The 16,161-nt window shown below is 55.5% G+C and carries 18 protein-coding genes and 1 pseudogene; 14 read left to right on the top strand and 5 right to left on the bottom strand.

Annotation, left to right across the window (positions count from 1 at the left end):
• Positions 1–166: 166 nt before the first annotated feature.
• Complete coding sequence (locus M655_RS14810) at positions 167–1,771, bottom strand: S-layer homology domain-containing protein (RefSeq protein ID WP_286085836.1); 1,605 nt, start codon at positions 1,769–1,771, stop codon at positions 167–169.
• 343 nt (positions 1,772–2,114) lie between these two features.
• Between M655_RS14810 and M655_RS14805 the strand changes: the two genes are divergently transcribed.
• Complete coding sequence (locus M655_RS14805) at positions 2,115–3,092, top strand: YpdA family putative bacillithiol disulfide reductase (protein ID WP_026557126.1); 978 nt, start codon at positions 2,115–2,117, stop codon at positions 3,090–3,092.
• Between the two features lie 13 nt (positions 3,093–3,105).
• On the opposite strand, the gene M655_RS14800 is transcribed toward M655_RS14805, so the two are convergent.
• Positions 3,106–3,444, bottom strand: coding sequence for a histidine triad nucleotide-binding protein (locus M655_RS14800; protein ID WP_026557127.1), 339 nt, complete (start codon positions 3,442–3,444; stop codon positions 3,106–3,108).
• Positions 3,445–3,712: 268 nt separating this feature from the next.
• On the opposite strand from M655_RS14800, the gene M655_RS14795 reads away from it, so the two are divergent.
• The gene (locus M655_RS14795) at positions 3,713–3,916 is read left to right on the top strand and encodes a hypothetical protein (protein ID WP_286085835.1); all 204 of its coding nucleotides are present in this window, start codon (positions 3,713–3,715) and stop codon (positions 3,914–3,916) included.
• Between the two features lie 489 nt (positions 3,917–4,405).
• Here M655_RS14795 and M655_RS14790 read toward each other — a convergent pair whose 3' ends face one another.
• Positions 4,406–5,692: an acyl-CoA thioesterase/bile acid-CoA:amino acid N-acyltransferase family protein gene (locus M655_RS14790; protein ID WP_026557128.1), complete on the bottom strand. Its 1,287-nt coding sequence runs from the start codon at positions 5,690–5,692 to the stop codon at positions 4,406–4,408.
• A 156-nt stretch (positions 5,693–5,848) separates the two neighbouring features.
• On the opposite strand from M655_RS14790, the gene M655_RS14785 reads away from it, so the two are divergent.
• The 12 genes and pseudogenes from M655_RS14785 (at position 5,849) to M655_RS14730 (ending at position 14,355) form a co-directional block, all read left to right on the top strand.
• Complete coding sequence (locus M655_RS14785; RefSeq protein ID WP_005836512.1) at positions 5,849–6,289, top strand: Rrf2 family transcriptional regulator; 441 nt, start codon at positions 5,849–5,851, stop codon at positions 6,287–6,289.
• Positions 6,290–6,621: 332 nt separating this feature from the next.
• Positions 6,622–7,011, top strand: a complete 390-nt coding sequence (locus tag M655_RS14780; protein WP_026557130.1) for a response regulator — start codon at positions 6,622–6,624, stop codon at positions 7,009–7,011.
• 306 nt (positions 7,012–7,317) lie between these two features.
• The gene (locus M655_RS14775) at positions 7,318–8,679 is read left to right on the top strand and encodes an ethanolamine ammonia-lyase subunit EutB (RefSeq protein WP_026557131.1); all 1,362 of its coding nucleotides are present in this window, start codon (positions 7,318–7,320) and stop codon (positions 8,677–8,679) included.
• Positions 8,680–8,700: 21 nt separating this feature from the next.
• Positions 8,701–9,534, top strand: coding sequence for an ethanolamine ammonia-lyase subunit EutC (eutC, locus tag M655_RS14770; protein ID WP_025847621.1), 834 nt, complete (start codon positions 8,701–8,703; stop codon positions 9,532–9,534).
• A 76-nt stretch (positions 9,535–9,610) separates the two neighbouring features.
• Positions 9,611–9,817: a hypothetical protein gene (locus tag M655_RS14765; RefSeq protein ID WP_005835356.1), complete on the top strand. Its 207-nt coding sequence runs from the start codon at positions 9,611–9,613 to the stop codon at positions 9,815–9,817.
• 124 nt (positions 9,818–9,941) lie between these two features.
• A pseudogene (locus M655_RS14760) lies at positions 9,942–10,043 on the top strand (HTH domain-containing protein); the annotation flags it as partial.
• 25 nt (positions 10,044–10,068) lie between these two features.
• A complete protein-coding gene (locus M655_RS14755; protein WP_005835352.1) occupies positions 10,069–10,272 on the top strand; it encodes a helix-turn-helix transcriptional regulator in 204 nt (67 codons plus the stop codon).
• 71 nt (positions 10,273–10,343) lie between these two features.
• Positions 10,344–10,835 (top strand): GyrI-like domain-containing protein, encoded by a 492-nt coding sequence (locus M655_RS14750; RefSeq protein WP_026557132.1) that lies wholly within the window; start codon positions 10,344–10,346, stop codon positions 10,833–10,835.
• Between the two features lie 133 nt (positions 10,836–10,968).
• Positions 10,969–11,556, top strand: a complete 588-nt coding sequence (locus tag M655_RS14745; protein WP_005835348.1) for a TVP38/TMEM64 family protein — start codon at positions 10,969–10,971, stop codon at positions 11,554–11,556.
• A gap of 21 nt (positions 11,557–11,577) precedes the next feature.
• On the top strand, positions 11,578–12,267 hold the full coding sequence (locus tag M655_RS14740) for a response regulator transcription factor (protein WP_005835347.1): 690 nt from the start codon (positions 11,578–11,580) through the stop codon (positions 12,265–12,267).
• Positions 12,268–12,275: 8 nt separating this feature from the next.
• Positions 12,276–13,652, top strand: a complete 1,377-nt coding sequence (locus tag M655_RS14735; protein WP_025847628.1) for a sensor histidine kinase — start codon at positions 12,276–12,278, stop codon at positions 13,650–13,652.
• A 76-nt stretch (positions 13,653–13,728) separates the two neighbouring features.
• Positions 13,729–14,355, top strand: coding sequence for a LysE family translocator (locus M655_RS14730; protein ID WP_005835343.1), 627 nt, complete (start codon positions 13,729–13,731; stop codon positions 14,353–14,355).
• A 108-nt stretch (positions 14,356–14,463) separates the two neighbouring features.
• Here M655_RS14730 and M655_RS14725 read toward each other — a convergent pair whose 3' ends face one another.
• Positions 14,464–15,693 (bottom strand): MFS transporter, encoded by a 1,230-nt coding sequence (locus M655_RS14725; RefSeq protein ID WP_007783547.1) that lies wholly within the window; start codon positions 15,691–15,693, stop codon positions 14,464–14,466.
• A gap of 204 nt (positions 15,694–15,897) precedes the next feature.
• Positions 15,898–16,155, bottom strand: a complete 258-nt coding sequence (locus tag M655_RS14720) for an STAS domain-containing protein (protein WP_005835339.1) — start codon at positions 16,153–16,155, stop codon at positions 15,898–15,900.
• Positions 16,156–16,161 lie beyond the last annotated feature (6 nt).

Below are 16,161 nucleotides of genomic sequence, written 5' to 3'. Positions count from 1 at the left end.
AAGCCGAATGCCTCCGCAGTGCCAGGGAGGGAGTTTGGCTTTTGCTTTGGCGTTCGGCATTGCCCACCACGCTACCAGTACAGCGAGATAGCAAAAACGCCTCCGCAGCGTCTTCGGACAGCGGAGGCGTTTCGTTCGATTTTGTGGCCGTTCCAGCAGCAAGCGTTCAGGACAGCTTTGCCCGCACCTGCTTGAGCTTGATCGCGTTGGCGATCGCGGTCCACATGTCGGTTGACTCGGAGCCGACGTACCAATACGCCAGTCCCGGGATTTGCCACTCCAGACTCGCCTGGACCTTGAGTCCCATGGAGCGGCTTTCTTCCAGCCAGATCGTATGGGTTACGCCTTGCTTTTGGTAGGACGAGCGGTATTGTCCAATGCTCGCATCCCAGACCGTGCTTGCCCTGTACTGGGAGAGCAACTGATAGGAGGCAGGAATCGTCAGGTCTGTCGATTGCAGGCTGCCTTTTGCCTGATACCAGTCGCGGGTATAGAGCGGCAGGCCGACAATCAGCTTCTGGGCCGGAACTTTGTCCAACAGGTCGACGATCACTTTTTTCAACCATGGCAGCGAGGCTACTGAGCCTGCTTTCGGGCCACCCACCCAATGTTCCTCGTAGGCCATGACTACCAAATAGTCCGCAGATTTCGCCAGTTTGGCAAAGTCGTAAGGTTCACTCCAATCGGTTTTGGTATCGGGTGGAATGTCGACGGAGACGACAGCGCCTTTGGCGTGCAGGGCAGCCGACAGCTCCTGGATGAACAGGGTGAAGTTGTTGCGGTCGGCCGGGGAAAAGCCTTCAAAGTCGACGTTGATCCCGTCCAGTTGGTACTTGTCCACGTAGGCGGACAGCTTCTGGACGATGGCCTTCCGCTTTGCCGCATCCGCAAGCGCGGCATGCGTGGCGGCGGAGTCGAAGCGGTTCCCGAACAGCGGCCATACCTGCTTGCCGTTTGCATGTGCCCAGTGGATCAGGGCCGTGTCGGACAAGTCGCTGACCGTGCCGTCTTTTTGCAGGAAGTACCAGCGCGGCGACAAGGTGTTGACACCGCTTTTCTTGACCTGCGCGATAAACTCGTCGGTCGTGGACTGGTATTGCCAACCGAGCGAAATCAGCGGCTTGGCCGCCGCGCTTTGCGTCTTCAGCTCATCTGAAATGCGCTGCAAAATCACGGCCGTCTCTTCACGCGACAGCGCTTTTTGCGGGCGGAAGCTGCCTTGGTAGCCGACGAGCCATTTTTTCTGGATCGCTTTGGCGACAGAAGCTTTTGCCCAGCCGGAGACAGAAGCGGCATCTTGCACGGCCGGCGTCGCCTGTGCCGAAACGTTTTGCTCCAGGGCGCGCACCAAAAACGCGGCGGCTTCCTCGCGGGAGATCGTGCGCTTCGGCCCGAACGCCGTAGGACTGATCCCGTTGGCGATGCCGAGCGCAGCCGCAGCCTGTACGGACCCGTACGCCCACGAATTTTTCGGGACATCGGCATAAGCCGCGATATTGCCCGCCACAGGCTGGATGCCGAGCGTCCGCGTGAGCATCGCGACGAACTCGGCGCGCGTCACCGGCCGCGTCGGATGGAAGTACCCGTTTTCATCCCCCGCGATCACGCCTGCCTTCTGCAAGGAGCGAATTTGCTCTTTGGCGTAGCTGTTGGCAATATCCTTCAGGCTGTTCGTAGATGCCGTGGACGCGGGAACCCCGACGGCCAGCGTGAGGCAGTATGTCAGAAATGCCAGAGAAACCAACCAAATATGTATGTTTTGTTTTTTCATCATACATCCAGTATAAGGAGGCAGAACCAATCTTTCATTGGTCATTTTTTGGTAAGAGTGGGGGAATGGCTGGACGGGACACACATCAAGATCAACGAAAGAGTGTTGGATATCAGGTCGGAAAAGTATGACAAGAGAACGATGGAGTAGGTGAGGCAAGCTTTTCGAATGTGCCAAGCCATACTAGGTTGGGTGAAGCTTTTTCGATCATGGCGGTGCGGTCAAGCAGGCAAGGGGACGGAACGGGTATGCAAAGCAAACACGGAAAATGATTGGGGGGGAATTCCAATATGGTATGATAAGATTGAAACGTGAGAGAAACAAAAAGCGAGGCGGAAGAGAAATGGAAGACGTACTGATTATCGGCGGAGGTCCTTGTGGTCTGGCGGCAGCGATCGCCTGCAAAAGAGCGGGACTCGATCCGCTCGTCATCGAAAAAGGATCGCTCGTACATTCGATATATCGCTATCCGACGTACATGGTGTTCCACAGCACACCGGATTTGCTGGAGATTGGCGGCATTCCTTTTGCCACCGCCAACGAAAAGCCGACGAGACAGGAAGCGCTCAATTACTATCGGCTGGTAGCTTCCCGCGAAAATCTGCGGGTTCATGTTTACGAAACGGTGACCGAAGCGAAGCGGACGGAGGATGGCTTTCAGGTTGCGACGACAGACCGCTTTGCCAAGACGCATCTGTATCAGGCGAAGAAGCTGGTCATTGCCACCGGCTACTTTGACAATCCGAACCGGTTGAACGTGCCAGGCGAAGACTTGCCGAAAGTCTCGTCCTTTTACAAGGAAGCGCACCCATACGCGGGATTGAAAGTCGCCATCGTCGGCGGAAACAACTCTGCTGTCGATGCCGCGATGGAGCTGGAACGGGCGGGGGCGCAGGTGACGGTGATTTGCCGCAGAACCGAGCTGTCCGACAAAGTGAAGGCGTGGACCCGGCCTGTCTTCGAGAGCCTGGTCAAAAAAGGGCGCATCCAGATGTTTTTCGGAGCCACTGTCGCTTCGATTGAAGAGCGCGCCATCCACGTCAACACAGCGGAAGGGCAGGTCACGCTTGCAAACGACCACGTGTTTGCCCTGATCGGCTATCGGCCTGACCGGACGTTTCTGCATTCGCTCGGGGTGCACACCGATGAGGAGACGGGCGTTCCGCAGCACGATCCGGAGACGATGGAGACGAACGTTCCCGGCCTCTACATAGCGGGAGTGATTGCGGCGGGCCACCACGCCAATGCCATTTTCATCGAAAACGGCAGATTTCATGGAGAAGGGATTGCCCGCCACATCGTCTCGCAAGGAAACGTTTAGGTTTTGTCTAACGCTAGAACTTCCACTCCAACTGTCTGCCGCCAATGAGGTGGTAGTGCAGATGGAAAACCGTTTGCTGCCCATGCTGTCCGATGTTTGTCACGACGCGGAAGCCTGGCTCGGTTACTCCCATGATTTCGGCTACCTTTTGCAACGACAGATGCAGGTGGCCGATCAGCTCCTTGTCCTCAGGCTCGATGGCCATGACCGACTGGATATGCTTTTTCGGGATCATCAGGACATGTACGGGTGCGACAGGGTTAATGTCGTGAAAAGCCAGCACATGCTCGTCCTCGTACACTTTTTTGGAAGGAATATCCCCGTTTACGATTTTGCAAAAAATGCAGTCCATTTGCTTCTTCATCCTTTCTCAATCAATCGAAGGTATAAAGCCTACTTCGGCATGGAAGTAGGCTTTACCTGTTTGGGCGGGGGAAGTTTTTGGATGGGGGTGACTTCGGATTTTCAACAGAAACGAAAGGCGTTCGTTTTGGCTGAAACGGCAGCGCGCTGACTGTCGCACATGCTGGGAACATGGATATATTCAATTCAAGCTATACAACTTAGAAAAGGAAATGCTGCACTATCTCGTGGCAACAAATCATTACAAGGAATCAGACATGCTGGAAATAAAAGCAAAATATTCCAAAATGCCTACCTACTCGGTGGATGCCGTGTTCAAGGATGAACCAAATGTGACCTACAATTACACCTTGTATGATGGAAAAGAGTGGTTTCAACTGGGGCCAAGCGATGGAGAAATTGAGGGGAATCAAGACAAATACAAGCATATTGATACAAAAAGATTGCAAGGAACAGAGTAGGAGCCAATCCACGTCAAGAATGTCGGCGAAGTCAGGAGATTATCCTTACAGGGGGACGCTCTCCCTCCACTTGCGGGTTTTCGCAAAACGACATCTTTACGAAAAGCGCATCGGGATGACGTCCAATCGATTGGGAAAAATAATAGAAAGACGAGGAGACTGGCAGCGGAGTCGGAGGCAGTCTTTTCAAAATCATGGCCTCTTTCCTCGTGCGAATGGGGCCTTCTTTCATTCATTGGGGAAATGGTCTGGCAGGGACATCCATCCTAGCTTTTCCCACCAAGGATCACTTGCTTTCTTTCCGAAAAATTTCCTGTTTGGCTCCGAGCGCTGGCTGATAGTAAAGTAATTCTACTATAGCGAAACTCAAGAAGCTTGTTTCGAAAAGCGGCAAAGCTCACCTGCGAGATCGGCCGATCACTTTGGAGGCGAGAGAGCCTTGCCTTTCCTTTACTGGCAAGGCTCATCGGTGCAGTTCGCCCAGGCTTCTTATGAAAAACTCCGCTCCAAAAACCCCAACACCTCCTGCCACGAATGCTCCGAAGCGTGCGCATTGTTTTTCGGCGTTCCGCCGTTCAGTTGCGTCCGCGTGGTGGGGATATACGGAAAACGAATGCTGTGCCCCGTATCCGCGTAGCGCAGATGAACGACGGGGTGGGCAAACTGGTTGGCTTTCAAACGTTCGACCATCCGCTCGCAATGCTCGGCGGCGGGCCACCAGTGATCGTCGTCGGCAGACAGCAACAGAATCGGGCCGTTGATCTTTTCCACAGGAATTTCTGCGTCTTCGAGCCACTCGCAGGCACGCCAGGCCGCTTTGTGGATTTGGTCGATGCGCCGGCCGGAATCCAGCCGTTCGCGGGACTCCTGGCATTGCGCCTCGGTCCAGGTGACAAACGGGAGCGGTTCTCCGCGAAACGACCAGGAGGACTGCGGCGAAAACGTTTCCGCGTCCGTGAACGCCCGGTCTGTGCCGATGTTGACCGTGGAGCTGGGGCTGGACGCGATGACAGCGCGGATGTCCGGTTCGAGCGACGCGGTGACCAGCGCCAGCTCGGCGCCTTTGGAGCGGCCGAAAACGGCGATTTGCCCGGGATGCACCGTAGACTGCCGTTTCAGCCACTGGACGGCGCGCTGTACATATTCGATCGGAATTTGCTGGATGTCTGTCGGCAAGTCATCGCATTGAAAATAGGCGAGCGCCAGCGCCGGATAGCCGTGGGAGGCGAACAGGGCGGCAAACTGGGAGCAGGAACCGATCCCGCCTTCGCTGCCGCCGAGCACGAGCACGGCAGGACGCGGCTCAAGATGTGGCTTGCTGAAAAAGAGGCCGACCAAGCCGTCCTCCCTGACTTTTTGGATGGAAACGTCGCGTGAGACGAAGATGCGCTTGACGACAGCCTTGGCGACAGGCTTTTGTTTCACCTCTGCCGTCAGGTGAATCTCTGTGGAGCGTGGGGTAAACTGAAAGTCTTCGAGGGAATAGGAGCTGTAATAGCGGAGCGTCTGCACGTTCATCGACCAGAACAGTCCCATGGGGTCAATGCCTTCGTACGTGCCGAACAGAGGCGCCTGGGACACAAGATCGACAAAGCCGTTCTCGTCTGCCTGGAAAATGGCATGGGAAGAGGCCGACATCTCTCCGCCCGGCAAACCGTTCGTCATGGTGGCATGAAGCGTGATTAATTGATGCGGCATAAAACCGCTTAGTGTAATATGGACAGGTACATCGAGTAAGGCCGTTGCTGGTGAGACATCAATCTGTGGATGCATCATGCAGGCAACACTCCCCATTGAAAATATGGAATCTGATAACAACGTAAATTATAGTAGAATTCACAAATGCGCCACAGGCGGAAATGTGACGGAACGGTTAACTTGACTTCCAAACAGGGATGTAACTATAATCATTACAACGAAAGGGTGACCGACATGAAAATCAGCAGCCGTTTCTCGATTGCGGTTCATATTTTATCTCTGCTCTCCATTGATGCAAATGCTCACCATACATCGGAATGGATCGCCGGCAGCGTGAACACCAATCCGGTTATTATCCGCCGCGTGCTCGGACAACTGAAAAAAGCAGGGCTTGTACACGTCCGGGCCGGGGCGGGCGGCGCAACGCTTGCGAAAGAGCTGGAGCAAATCACATTGCTGGACGTATATCGCGCCGTCGAGGTCGTGGAGGAAGGCCAGCTTTTTCACATCCACGAGCAGCCGAACCCTGCCTGTCCGGTCGGAGCCAATATCCAGTTCGTCCTGGAGCTGATTTTGCATCGCGCGCAGCATGCGATGGAAGCGATTTTGCAGAGCGTAACGATGCACGAGCTGGTCACGGACTTGCGGGAAAAAATGACGGAGCAAGCCCGGTAAGCCATCTGCCATGGCTCGTCCAGGTGAAGGTGAGCCGAAGAAAACGCAGTGTACAGTACAGGAGCGGGACAAGGGGCAGGACACGCGAGTTCCCGTATCCAAAAAGGGCAAAAGGGCGGCAGACGATGACGCAAAACACGCTTCGTCCGCCTGGCTTCTCCTGCGAGAGAAGCCGGGAACAGCGGACAGGATTCAGGCTAGAAATGGCGAAAAATAATGGATATAATAAAAGTATTCAAAAAGCTGCGAAAAAGCCGACAACGGCGTCGGTGCAAGCTTGACATTTTGGTGAGCAGTTGGCACGTCCATTCTCTTTGATGGGAGGTGGAGTATTGCGTCATCGTTATCGAATTATCATCATAGACGACGACCCCATCACGCGAATGGACCTGGTCGAGATGTTGCAGGAACAAGGCTACAACGTTGTGGCTGACGGGAAAAACGGCGAAGAAGCCGTTTCTCTGACGCAACTGTGGGACCCGCACCTCATCATCATGGATGTAAAAATGCCCGTCATGGATGGATTGACGGCTACCGGGATTATCAAAGGGCAATCGGACGCTTCCATTTTGCTGCTGACGGCGTACAGTCAAAAAGACTTGGTAGCGAAAGCGAAGACAAAAGGCGTCTGCGCCTACCTGGTCAAGCCCGTCATGGAGGAAGATCTGCTGCCCGCAGTAGAGACGATCCTGTTGGAAAAACAAAGTTCGCTGGAAAAGTGAATCGCAACAAAAGCAATGGCGCTTGAACGAAGACGGACTGCCGTCTCCTTTTTCAAGCGTCTTTTTGACGTATAAGAGCGAGAAAAAAAGCGCAAAGGAGCGCTCGAACAACTACCGGTTCTATCCCCACCAGGCAAATTTTGGGTCACATCATCTGCATGGCCGCGATTGCTCAACGACGAGCTGGTCCCGCACGAGTTTTTTCCGGGGAGAAACGCGAAAAAGCAGGATGACCGTTTTCGCTCCCATTGTGCCGGGCGGGCAGGAAAGCAAGGAAGCCCTACCAAAGAAAGCGAGTGAAGCGAGATGAAATTGGCATGCGTCATCCGTAAAGAACATTACCAGTTCAAATCCGTTCGCGATGTATTGGCGAAAGCGAGCGAAGAGAAGTCTGGCGACCAGATGAGCAAAATTGCAGCCAACTCCGCACTGGAGCGGATGGCGGCCAAAGTCGTCCTGAGCGAGATGCAGCTCAAGGACATCTACGAAAATCCGGTGATTCCGTACGAAAAAGACGAAGTCACCCGCATCATTTACGACGATTTGAATTTGTCGATCTACAACGAAATCAAAAACTGGACGGTCGGGGAGCTGCGCGAGTACATTTTGTTCTTTTCGACAGGCATGCCGGAGCTTACCCGGATCAGCCGCGGCTTGACCAGTGAAATGATTGCCGCGACCGCCAAGCTGATGTCGAGCATTGACCTGGTGATGGCTTCGCAAAAAATGAGGCACCAGGCGTACTGCAACACGCTCATCGGCGAGCCGGGCAGACTGGCGTTCCGGTGCCAGCCGAACCACCCGATTGACGATCCGGAGGGCATTCTCGCTTCGATGAAGGAAGGTCTGTCCTACGGCTCCGGCGATGCCGTCATCGGGATCAACCCGAACAACGACTCGGTTGAAAGCGTTACCAAACTGCTCAAGATGTCCCACGATTTCATGCAAAAATGGGAGATCCCGACGCAAAACTGCGTCCTCGCCCACATTACCACCCAGATGCAAGCATTGCGCGGCGGAGCGCCGATCTCCTTGATGTTCCAGAGCCTGGCTGGCTCGCAGCGGGCGAATGAAGCGTTTGGCGTCTCCAAAGATTTGCTGGACGAAGCGATGGAGTTGATGCTGCGAAAAGGCACGGCTTCGGGGCCGAACGTGATGTACTTTGAAACCGGGCAAGGCTCGGAGGTGTCGCTGGACTCGCACGAAGGCGTGGACATGCAGACGCTGGAGGCGCGTACGTACGGCTTTTGCCGCCACTGGAAGCCGTTCATGGTCAACAACGTCTCCGGGTTCATCGGGCCGGAAACGCTGTACGACGGCAGACAGATGATCCGTGCCGACCTGGAGGATTTGTTCATGGGCAAGCTGCACGGTTTGCCGATGGGAATTGCCCCTACCTACACGAACCACATGTACGCGGACCAAAACGACCAGGAAATTGCCGGGATGCTGACGACGCTTGCCGGAGCGAATTTTTACATGGGCGTGCCCGGCGGCGACGACGTCATGCTGAGCTATCAGGATACGAGCTACCACGACGATGCCAGCTACCGCGAGCTTTTGGGCCTGCGCCCGTTGCGCGAATTTGAAAAATGGCTGGAAAAAATGGGACTGATGGAAAACGGACGGCTGACAGAGCGGGCAGGCGATTTATCGGTTTTCGACTAACGAGCGGGGAGGGCACACACGATGAAACAGATCAACATGGATGACCTGATCCAGCGGGTCATGGATGAGCTTTCCAAAAAGACGGGGGAAGTGATTCACTTTCCCGAGCAAAAGGTGCGCGGCGTAGAAAATCCGCACAATCTGGAAGCATTGGAGCGGGCGATGGCGAGAACGCCGGCGCGCATCGGGATCGGCCGCGCAGGGACCAGAATGAAGACGACGAGCTATTTGCAGTTTCGCATCGACCAGGCGGCGGCACACGATGCGGTCATGAAAACGATCAGCCCGGAATGGCTGCAGCGGCTGCAACTCCCGGAGCTGCATTCGCGGGCGACGAGCATGCAGGAATATTTGATGAACCTCGACTCGGGGCGGCTGCTGTCCGACGAGTCGGTCAGATGGCTGGAGCAGCACGGCGACAAAGGCAAAGACGTGCAGATCGTCATCTCCGACGGACTGAGCACGTCTGCCTGCGAGGCGACGATTCCGGATTTGCTGCCCGCCCTGCAGCAAGGATTGGCGATGCGCAACATCAGCGTGGGCAAGCCGGTGTTCATTCACAAGGGACGGGTGTGGATTCAGGACCAGGTCGCCAAAATCGTCAATTGCAAAGTAGTCATCTCCCTGATCGGGGAAAGGCCGGGGCTTGCGACGGCAGAAAGTCTCAGTGCTTACATGATTTACAAACCGGACGCCCATACGGTAGAATCAGATCGAACGGTTATTTCTAATATTCATCGGGGCGGGACTTTGCCGATTGAAGCGGGAGCCTATCTCGCAGAGCTGCTGGAGGACATTTTGAAGCACCAGGCGAGCGGAGTCAAATATATGCAACTCCGCGCCCAAAACAGTTAGATTCCTACTGGCACATCCTCCCGTCTTGCACTAGAATACATAGAAGATAACCAATTTCTATGAGGAGTTGCTACGCATGACGGAGCCAAACCAAAACGAACTGGAAACAAAAGCGGAAAAGCCAAAAATCAGCCTGCAGGAAGCGATGAAGCGCAAATTGGCGGAAAAGAAGCAGGCACAGGCCCAAGCGAACAACCCTGTGAACCAGAAGGCGAAAAACCAGTCGATGAAAAGCCAGTTGACGAAAAAGCCGAACAACCAGCGCAGACGTATGGGCGTCTAGTCTAGTTTTCAAGTGGAAAGAAACGAACAAAGGAGAATTTGCAGCATGGATTTTTTGCTGCGGATTCTCCTTTTTACACGTAAGAAAGCTCCGGTAGCGGAGCCGCCAAAAGGTGGAACGAGAGTTGAAAGTAGAACGATTGCTGGCGATTGTCATGATGCTGTTGAACAAACGCCGGATGAGCGCTCGCGAGCTGGCCGACCGCTTTGAAGTATCGCTGCGCACCGCGTGTCCACGTCCGGGTACGAGACATGTTTGATCCGCAAACGATTGAAACCGCGCCAAACGGCGAGATGACTGTCCGCACGACGATGGCAGACGATGAGTGGCTGACAGGCATGCTGCTCAGCTACGGCGACAGCGTGCAGGTGCTGGCGCCGGATTTCATCCGCCAGCGGATCGCGGATACGGCGAAAAAAATGTTGGCATGCTACGAGACAGACCAGAAACGTTGACAGACAGGTGTCAAGGTAGGATAGCTATACTAGGCATGTAATCCATTCTTTGAACAGGAGCGTGCAAACAGATGAATCCGACGATCGTCCAACTGGGGGAAATGCGTGTAGCTGGTCTGAAAATTCGGACCACGAACGAGGCTGAATGCGGAGCAAACGGGAAAATCGGGCCTTTGTGGCACCGCTATTACGAGCAAGGGTATCCGGCGCGTACGCCCGGGCAAAAAGAGCCGGGAGTCGTCTATGGCGTCTACTCGGATTACGCAAGCGATGAACAGGGAGCGTACTCGTTGCTCGTTGGCGTTGAGGTGGAAGCGGGGGGCGAGCTGTCTGCCGAGCTGACCGTGAAAACGATCCCGGCAGCTACATATGCGGTCTTTACAACCAGAGTCGGCCCGATGGTCGAGATCATTCAGGAGGCGTGGGCGCGCATCTGGGCGTGGGCGCAGGAGTCAGGCGTCAAGCGGACGTTCGTCTCGGATTTTGAGCGCTACGACGGCGTGCGCTGCGCCGACCCGAATCAGGCGCAAGTCGATATTTACGTGGCCATCGAGCAGAAATAAGGCGCTATTGCCGCCTTCCGCAAACAGTCGCTTCCAGAGAACGGGAGCGATTGTTTGTTTTTTTCCATGATTTCTTCACAATTTTCGTATAGGCTTAAAGGAACAGGCAACAGAGGGGAGTCCGCAAGCGAACATGGATGGATTGACGAATATAGAAGGCTTGGCAGAATGGATTCGCTCGTGGGGAATGCTGGGAGTAATCGGCAGCATCTTGTTGAATATCGCCATCAGCGTGGCAGGCGTCCTGCCGTCCATTTTTTTGTCTGCGGCCAATGCCGTTGTATTTGGCTTGTACGGAGGTTTTTTCCTTTCCCTCACAGGGGAGGTGCTCGGTGCGGGCATCGCTTTTTTCTTGTACCGCTATGTCATTCGAAAAGCCGATCGGCGCAAAAAGCTGGCGTCGTTCCAATGGGTAGCGGCGATTAACGGGGCGACCAGGGTGCGAAAAGGGCTCGCCGTCGTCTTGCTGCGGCTCAATCCGCTGCTCCCTTCGGGGGTAATCAATCTCGGGGCGGCGATGACGAACATGACGTTCGCCGATTTTCTTCTCGCGACACTCGTGGGCAAAATTCCTTCGATGGTGTTTGAGACATTCGTCGGGCACGATCTCGTCTACTTTGGCGAAAACAAGCTCAGGCTGGTGATCGCGCTTGCAGCAGGCGCGCTTGTTTTCCTGCTGTTCTGGAAGCGCGGGAAGGGACAGGCCAGCCAGTCGGAATAAGGGGCAAAAGGAGGCCAGGACATGTCTACGATTTTGCTGGTAGACGATGAACACAAAATTTTGGAGATTTTATCTTCCTATCTGCAAAAAGACGGCTATCACGTGCTGACGGCGATGACAGGCGGGGAGGCTATCCAGATAGCCAGCTCGGCGGCCGTCGACTGCATTATTCTCGATTTGATGCTCCCGGACGTCAGCGGTGAAGAAGTTTGCCAGCGCATCCGCAAGCATTCCCGCGTCCCGATTCTGATGCTCACCGCCAAGAGTCAGGAGGCTGACCGGATTTATGGGCTGGAAATCGGGGCGGATGATTACTTGATGAAGCCGTTCAGTCCGCGCGAGCTGGTGGCGCGCGTGCGGGCCGTCATGCGGCGCTCCGGCGACTATTCGGCGCTCTGCGACGAGTTCGAGGCAGGCCAGCTCACGATTTCGATTCGCGACAAAAAAATTCTCAAAAACAAGGTCGCGCTCGACGTCACCCCGAACGAATACCGGCTGCTCACGACGCTGGCCCGCCATCCCGGTCGGACGTGGAGCAGAGACGAGCTGGTGCGCGAAGTTCTCGGCTACGACTTCGAAGGCTACGACCGCACGATTGATACGCATGTCAAAAATTTGCGGCAAAAAATCGAGGACGATCCGAAGCAGCCTGTCTACATCAAGACGGTGTACGGACTGGGCTATCGGTTTGACGTCCCGGTGAGGAAATGAGGTTTGCGATGAAGCGCATATGGATGAAGCTGGCGCTCGCCTTTATGGCGATGGGCGTCGGTGCCGTACTGATTACGACATGGCTTGCGATCAAGGAAATGGACGAGCATTTCATGATGTACGCAAACGAGGTGAAAAGCCAGCACAACGAAGAAATTTCCCAGGTGGCGCTCGCCTCCTACCGCGCCAGCCAGGCGTGGGACCAATCCGCTTTTTTGCAACTGGAGGCCGTCTCGTCTGTGCTCGGCCTGCACATTGCGCTGCACGACGCGCGGGGGGAAAAGCTGGGCGAATGGGGGCAAGCGCCGGGCGCTGGACGGGAGGGCGAGCACGCCACGCACGCCGAACATGCCGAGCGCGCAACCGAAACGATTCCGCTTTATGACGGCGGTCGAAAAATCGGGCAGCTTGTCATCAGCCACGATGACGAAAATGCGTACATGGCTTTGGAAGGCCATTTTCAATGGGCGCATAAAAATACCGCGCTGTGGACGATGGCGGTTTTGCTTGTGATCGTCGTCGTGCTGTGCATTCCGCTGGCCCGCACGATGGTTCGGCCTGTCGTGCAGGTGAGTGCGGCGGCGCAAAAGGTCGCGCAGGGCGATCTGCAAGTGCGCGTGCCTGTACCGGAACGGCAAGACGAAATTGCCGCGCTGGTCGTCGCCTTTAACAACCTGGTGACGAGCCTGCACGAACAGGAGGAGTTGCGCAAACGGCTGACCGCAGATATTGCGCACGAACTGCGTACGCCGCTCAACACCTTGCTGGCCCAGACAGAAGGGATGATCGACGGCATCTGGGAGGCGACGCCTAAGCATTTGGAGAGCACGCGCGCCGAAGTTCTCCGTCTGATCCGGCTCGTGAACGATCTCGATCAGGTGATTCAGGTCGAGGCAGGCGCCCTGCCGATGCGGCGCGAGCAGGTGAATTTGCGGGATGTCGCCGAGGAAGTCAGCGAAGCGATGCACGTCGCTTTTGCGCGCAACCAGATTCGCTTTCAGTTGGAAGGACCAAAAGACGCCTGGATGACAGGCGATCGGCAAAGAATCGCGCAAGTCGTGGCAAACTTGCTGGCAAACGCGTGCAAACATACGCCGCCCGACGGAACGATCTGTGTGACGATCGAAAAAGCGGGCGGACATGTTAAGCTGCAGGTGCGCGACAACGGCGCAGGCATCGCCCCGGACGATTTGCCGCACGTTTTTGCGCGTTTTTACCGGGGGGACCGCTCGCGGGCGAGAGAGCGCGGAGGGGCTGGCCTCGGGCTGACGATTGCCAAAGGCATCGTGGAGGCGCACGGCGGACAGATCGCGCTGGAAAGCAGCCTGGGCAAAGGAACGACGGTCACGGTGCGCTTTCCGGGCGGGGACGAGGCCCGGACATGATCTTGTCGCCACGAATGCCAGGGCGCGCTATAATGGGAGCATCCATAGACAAACAAGAGAAGAAGGAGAGGAGAACATGTTTGATCTGGCGACGTTGAGCACGTTTTTGGCTGTCGTGATCGGCCTGTTTTTAATTCCCGGCCCTGCCGTGCTACTGACGGCGACACGCACCGTTCAGGGCGGCAGACGTGCGGGAATCATGGCGGGGCTTGGAATCGCGACAGGCGACTTCATCCATACGATTTTTGCCGCTGTCGGCTTGTCGGCGATCTTGATGACATCCGCCTGGGCGTTCCAGCTTGTCAAATTCGCCGGGGCCGCCTATCTCATCTACCTGGGGATAAGGGCGCTGCTGGAGAAACCGACAGACCCCGAGTTGCCAAAAGTATCGCCGCTGCCGCCGGGGAAGGCGTATGTGCAAGCGATCATCGCGGAAGTGCTGAACCCGAAGACGGCTTTGTTCTTTCTGGCGTTTTTGCCGCAGTTCGTCCACCCGGAGCGGGGAGCGTCCGTGATGCAGTTTGTTGTGTTGGGCCTGATTTTTTCCATTCTCGGCTTCTTCTACACGTCGCTGATCGCCCTCTCTGTGCGGCCGCTGGGGCATCTCGTCAGACGCATCTCCTGGATCGGTCGTTGGAGCGGCAAAATGATCGGGTCTGTCTACATTTTGCTCGGGTTAAAAGTAGCGCTGCAGCAAAAGTAAAGCAGGAAAAAAGCGGCATCGTCCATACGAGAAACTCCCTTTTGCCACCGCCAGGCAAGCGTTGTCTGACGAAGCGAAAGGGAGTTTTGTTTTTGGGCGTGCGCTGCGTTATTTCGCAGCCAGTTGCGGATCGGAAGACTGCTGTTGGGCTTGCTTCCCGGCCAGGCCCGGTTTTTTCGAGCGAATCAGGATGGCGGTAGCGAGCAGGGCGATTCCGTTGATAATGAACACGTAGCGGATCGGGATGGCGCCACCGAGCACGCCGCCGAGCACAGGGCCGAGCATCGTCGCGAGCTGGTTGGCGGACTGGTTCAGGCTGAAGGCTCTGCCGCGAAACTCGGGTTCGGTCACTTTGACGATCATCGCGTTAATCGAAGGGTAAACCGCCGCGAAAAACAGGCCGTAGGCGAAGCGCAAAACCCCGAAGCCGTACAGGTTGGTGAAGAAAAATTGCAGCAGGTTGCCGAAGGCGCCGCCGAGCAAGCCGATGAACAAAATTTTCGTGTAGCCGACCTTGCCGCCGAGTTTTCCCCATTGCGGAGCGGCGATCACGGTGGCAATACCGACGGCAGCGAAAATGATCCCGGCGCTGAGCGAGGCTTCCTGCTGCGAGGCCCCGAGCTGCAACACGTAGACGGTCAACAGCGGTTCCAAGAGCATGACGGAGATCGTGACCATCAGGCTGAGGCCGAGAATCGTCATGAGCGAGCGGTTGGCGATGGCAGCCCGCAAGTCTTCCCGCACGTTGGAGCGGCTGCCGGAGCGGTTCATGTTTGTCTCTTTGACGAGGAAGGTCGCGATCAGCGCCGCTACGAGCACGACACAGCCGGAGAAAAGAAAAGCCTCTGCGTTTCCCCAGAGGTGACTGACTACCCCGCCGACGAGCGGCCCGACAATCCCGCCCGTGGCTCCAGAGGTTGCCATCACCCCGAGAGCGTACCCGACGTTTTTTTCCGGTGTATTCGTCGCTACCAGCGCGATCGCGGCAGGCACGTAGCCGGCGAGCAGCCCCTGAAACACGCGCAGCACCAGGAAAAGGTAAGGATCTGTAATAAAGTAAGTCAGGAAGTACAACAAAGCCAGGCTAAAACCGGATCGGATCAACATCGGTTTTCGCCCGTATTTGTCGGCGAGCGAACCCCAGTACGGCGAGATCAGGGCGCTTGCCAAAAAGGTAATGCCAAACGAGATACCAGACCAGGCTTCCAAATGCTCGTGAACACCCAAAGATGTATGGAGGAAGATGGGCAAGAATGGTATGGAGATCGAGTAGGCTGTGCTGCAGAAGAAGACGCCGACCCATAACACAAACAAATTACGCTTCCATGAAAACTCCATCTTTCTGTTCACAACCTTTGCAGTAGAAAAGCCGGAAATTTGATATTGATTATTCTAGCACTGGTTTTTGGCGCTGACCAATAAAGAAATGTGATCGTACTATTGCAAAAATGAAATAAGGAAAAAACGAAACGGGCACAAGCAACGCGTCTGGCGCATACAAAAACCCCTTTTGACGGAGCGAAAAGGGGGAGTTGCTGTCTGTCAATGCCCGGCAGGAACCGTGATTCCAAGCCGATCTACAAGCTGTTTGCTTTCTTCATTCAATCCCGTGATGAGCACGAATTTATCGGCATCGCGGTATTTGGCGACTACTTTGGAGATGGCGGTTACGGCTGACATATCCCAGACATGCGAGCGGGAAAAATCAATGACAATCTGGCCGAGATCGTTTGGAACATCGAATTGCTCGACAAAGTGCGTCATCGTACCGAAAAACAGTTGCCCGGAAATCGCGTACACGTTTTC

This window comes from Brevibacillus sp. NSP2.1 (assembly GCF_000470975.2).
Classification (GTDB): Bacteria; Bacillota; Bacilli; order Brevibacillales; family Brevibacillaceae; genus Brevibacillus; species Brevibacillus agri.
Note: the sequence above shows the minus strand (reverse complement) of the source record. Positions and strands in the feature narration are given on the sequence as shown.

Excerpts from the sequence above, each read along its gene's own strand:
- M655_RS14810 (WP_286085836.1), bottom strand. The coding sequence starts at position 1,771 with ATGAAAAAACAAAACATACATATTTGGTTGGTTTCTCTGGCATTTCTG.
- M655_RS14805 (WP_026557126.1), top strand. The coding sequence starts at position 2,115 with ATGGAAGACGTACTGATTATCGGCGGAGGTCCTTGTGGTCTGGCGGCA.
- M655_RS14800 (WP_026557127.1), bottom strand. The coding sequence starts at position 3,444 with ATGGACTGCATTTTTTGCAAAATCGTAAACGGGGATATTCCTTCCAAA.
- M655_RS14795 (WP_286085835.1), top strand. The coding sequence starts at position 3,713 with ATGCTGGAAATAAAAGCAAAATATTCCAAAATGCCTACCTACTCGGTG.
- M655_RS14790 (WP_026557128.1), bottom strand. The coding sequence starts at position 5,692 with ATGATGCATCCACAGATTGATGTCTCACCAGCAACGGCCTTACTCGAT.
- M655_RS14785 (WP_005836512.1), top strand. The coding sequence starts at position 5,849 with ATGAAAATCAGCAGCCGTTTCTCGATTGCGGTTCATATTTTATCTCTG.
- M655_RS14775 (WP_026557131.1), top strand. The coding sequence starts at position 7,318 with ATGAAATTGGCATGCGTCATCCGTAAAGAACATTACCAGTTCAAATCC.
- eutC (WP_025847621.1), top strand. The coding sequence starts at position 8,701 with ATGAAACAGATCAACATGGATGACCTGATCCAGCGGGTCATGGATGAG.
- M655_RS14765 (WP_005835356.1), top strand. The coding sequence starts at position 9,611 with ATGACGGAGCCAAACCAAAACGAACTGGAAACAAAAGCGGAAAAGCCA.
- M655_RS14755 (WP_005835352.1), top strand. The coding sequence starts at position 10,069 with ATGTTTGATCCGCAAACGATTGAAACCGCGCCAAACGGCGAGATGACT.
- M655_RS14750 (WP_026557132.1), top strand. The coding sequence starts at position 10,344 with ATGAATCCGACGATCGTCCAACTGGGGGAAATGCGTGTAGCTGGTCTG.
- M655_RS14745 (WP_005835348.1), top strand. The coding sequence starts at position 10,969 with ATGGATGGATTGACGAATATAGAAGGCTTGGCAGAATGGATTCGCTCG.
- M655_RS14740 (WP_005835347.1), top strand. The coding sequence starts at position 11,578 with ATGTCTACGATTTTGCTGGTAGACGATGAACACAAAATTTTGGAGATT.
- M655_RS14735 (WP_025847628.1), top strand. The coding sequence starts at position 12,276 with ATGAAGCGCATATGGATGAAGCTGGCGCTCGCCTTTATGGCGATGGGC.
- M655_RS14730 (WP_005835343.1), top strand. The coding sequence starts at position 13,729 with ATGTTTGATCTGGCGACGTTGAGCACGTTTTTGGCTGTCGTGATCGGC.
- M655_RS14725 (WP_007783547.1), bottom strand. The coding sequence starts at position 15,693 with ATGGAGTTTTCATGGAAGCGTAATTTGTTTGTGTTATGGGTCGGCGTC.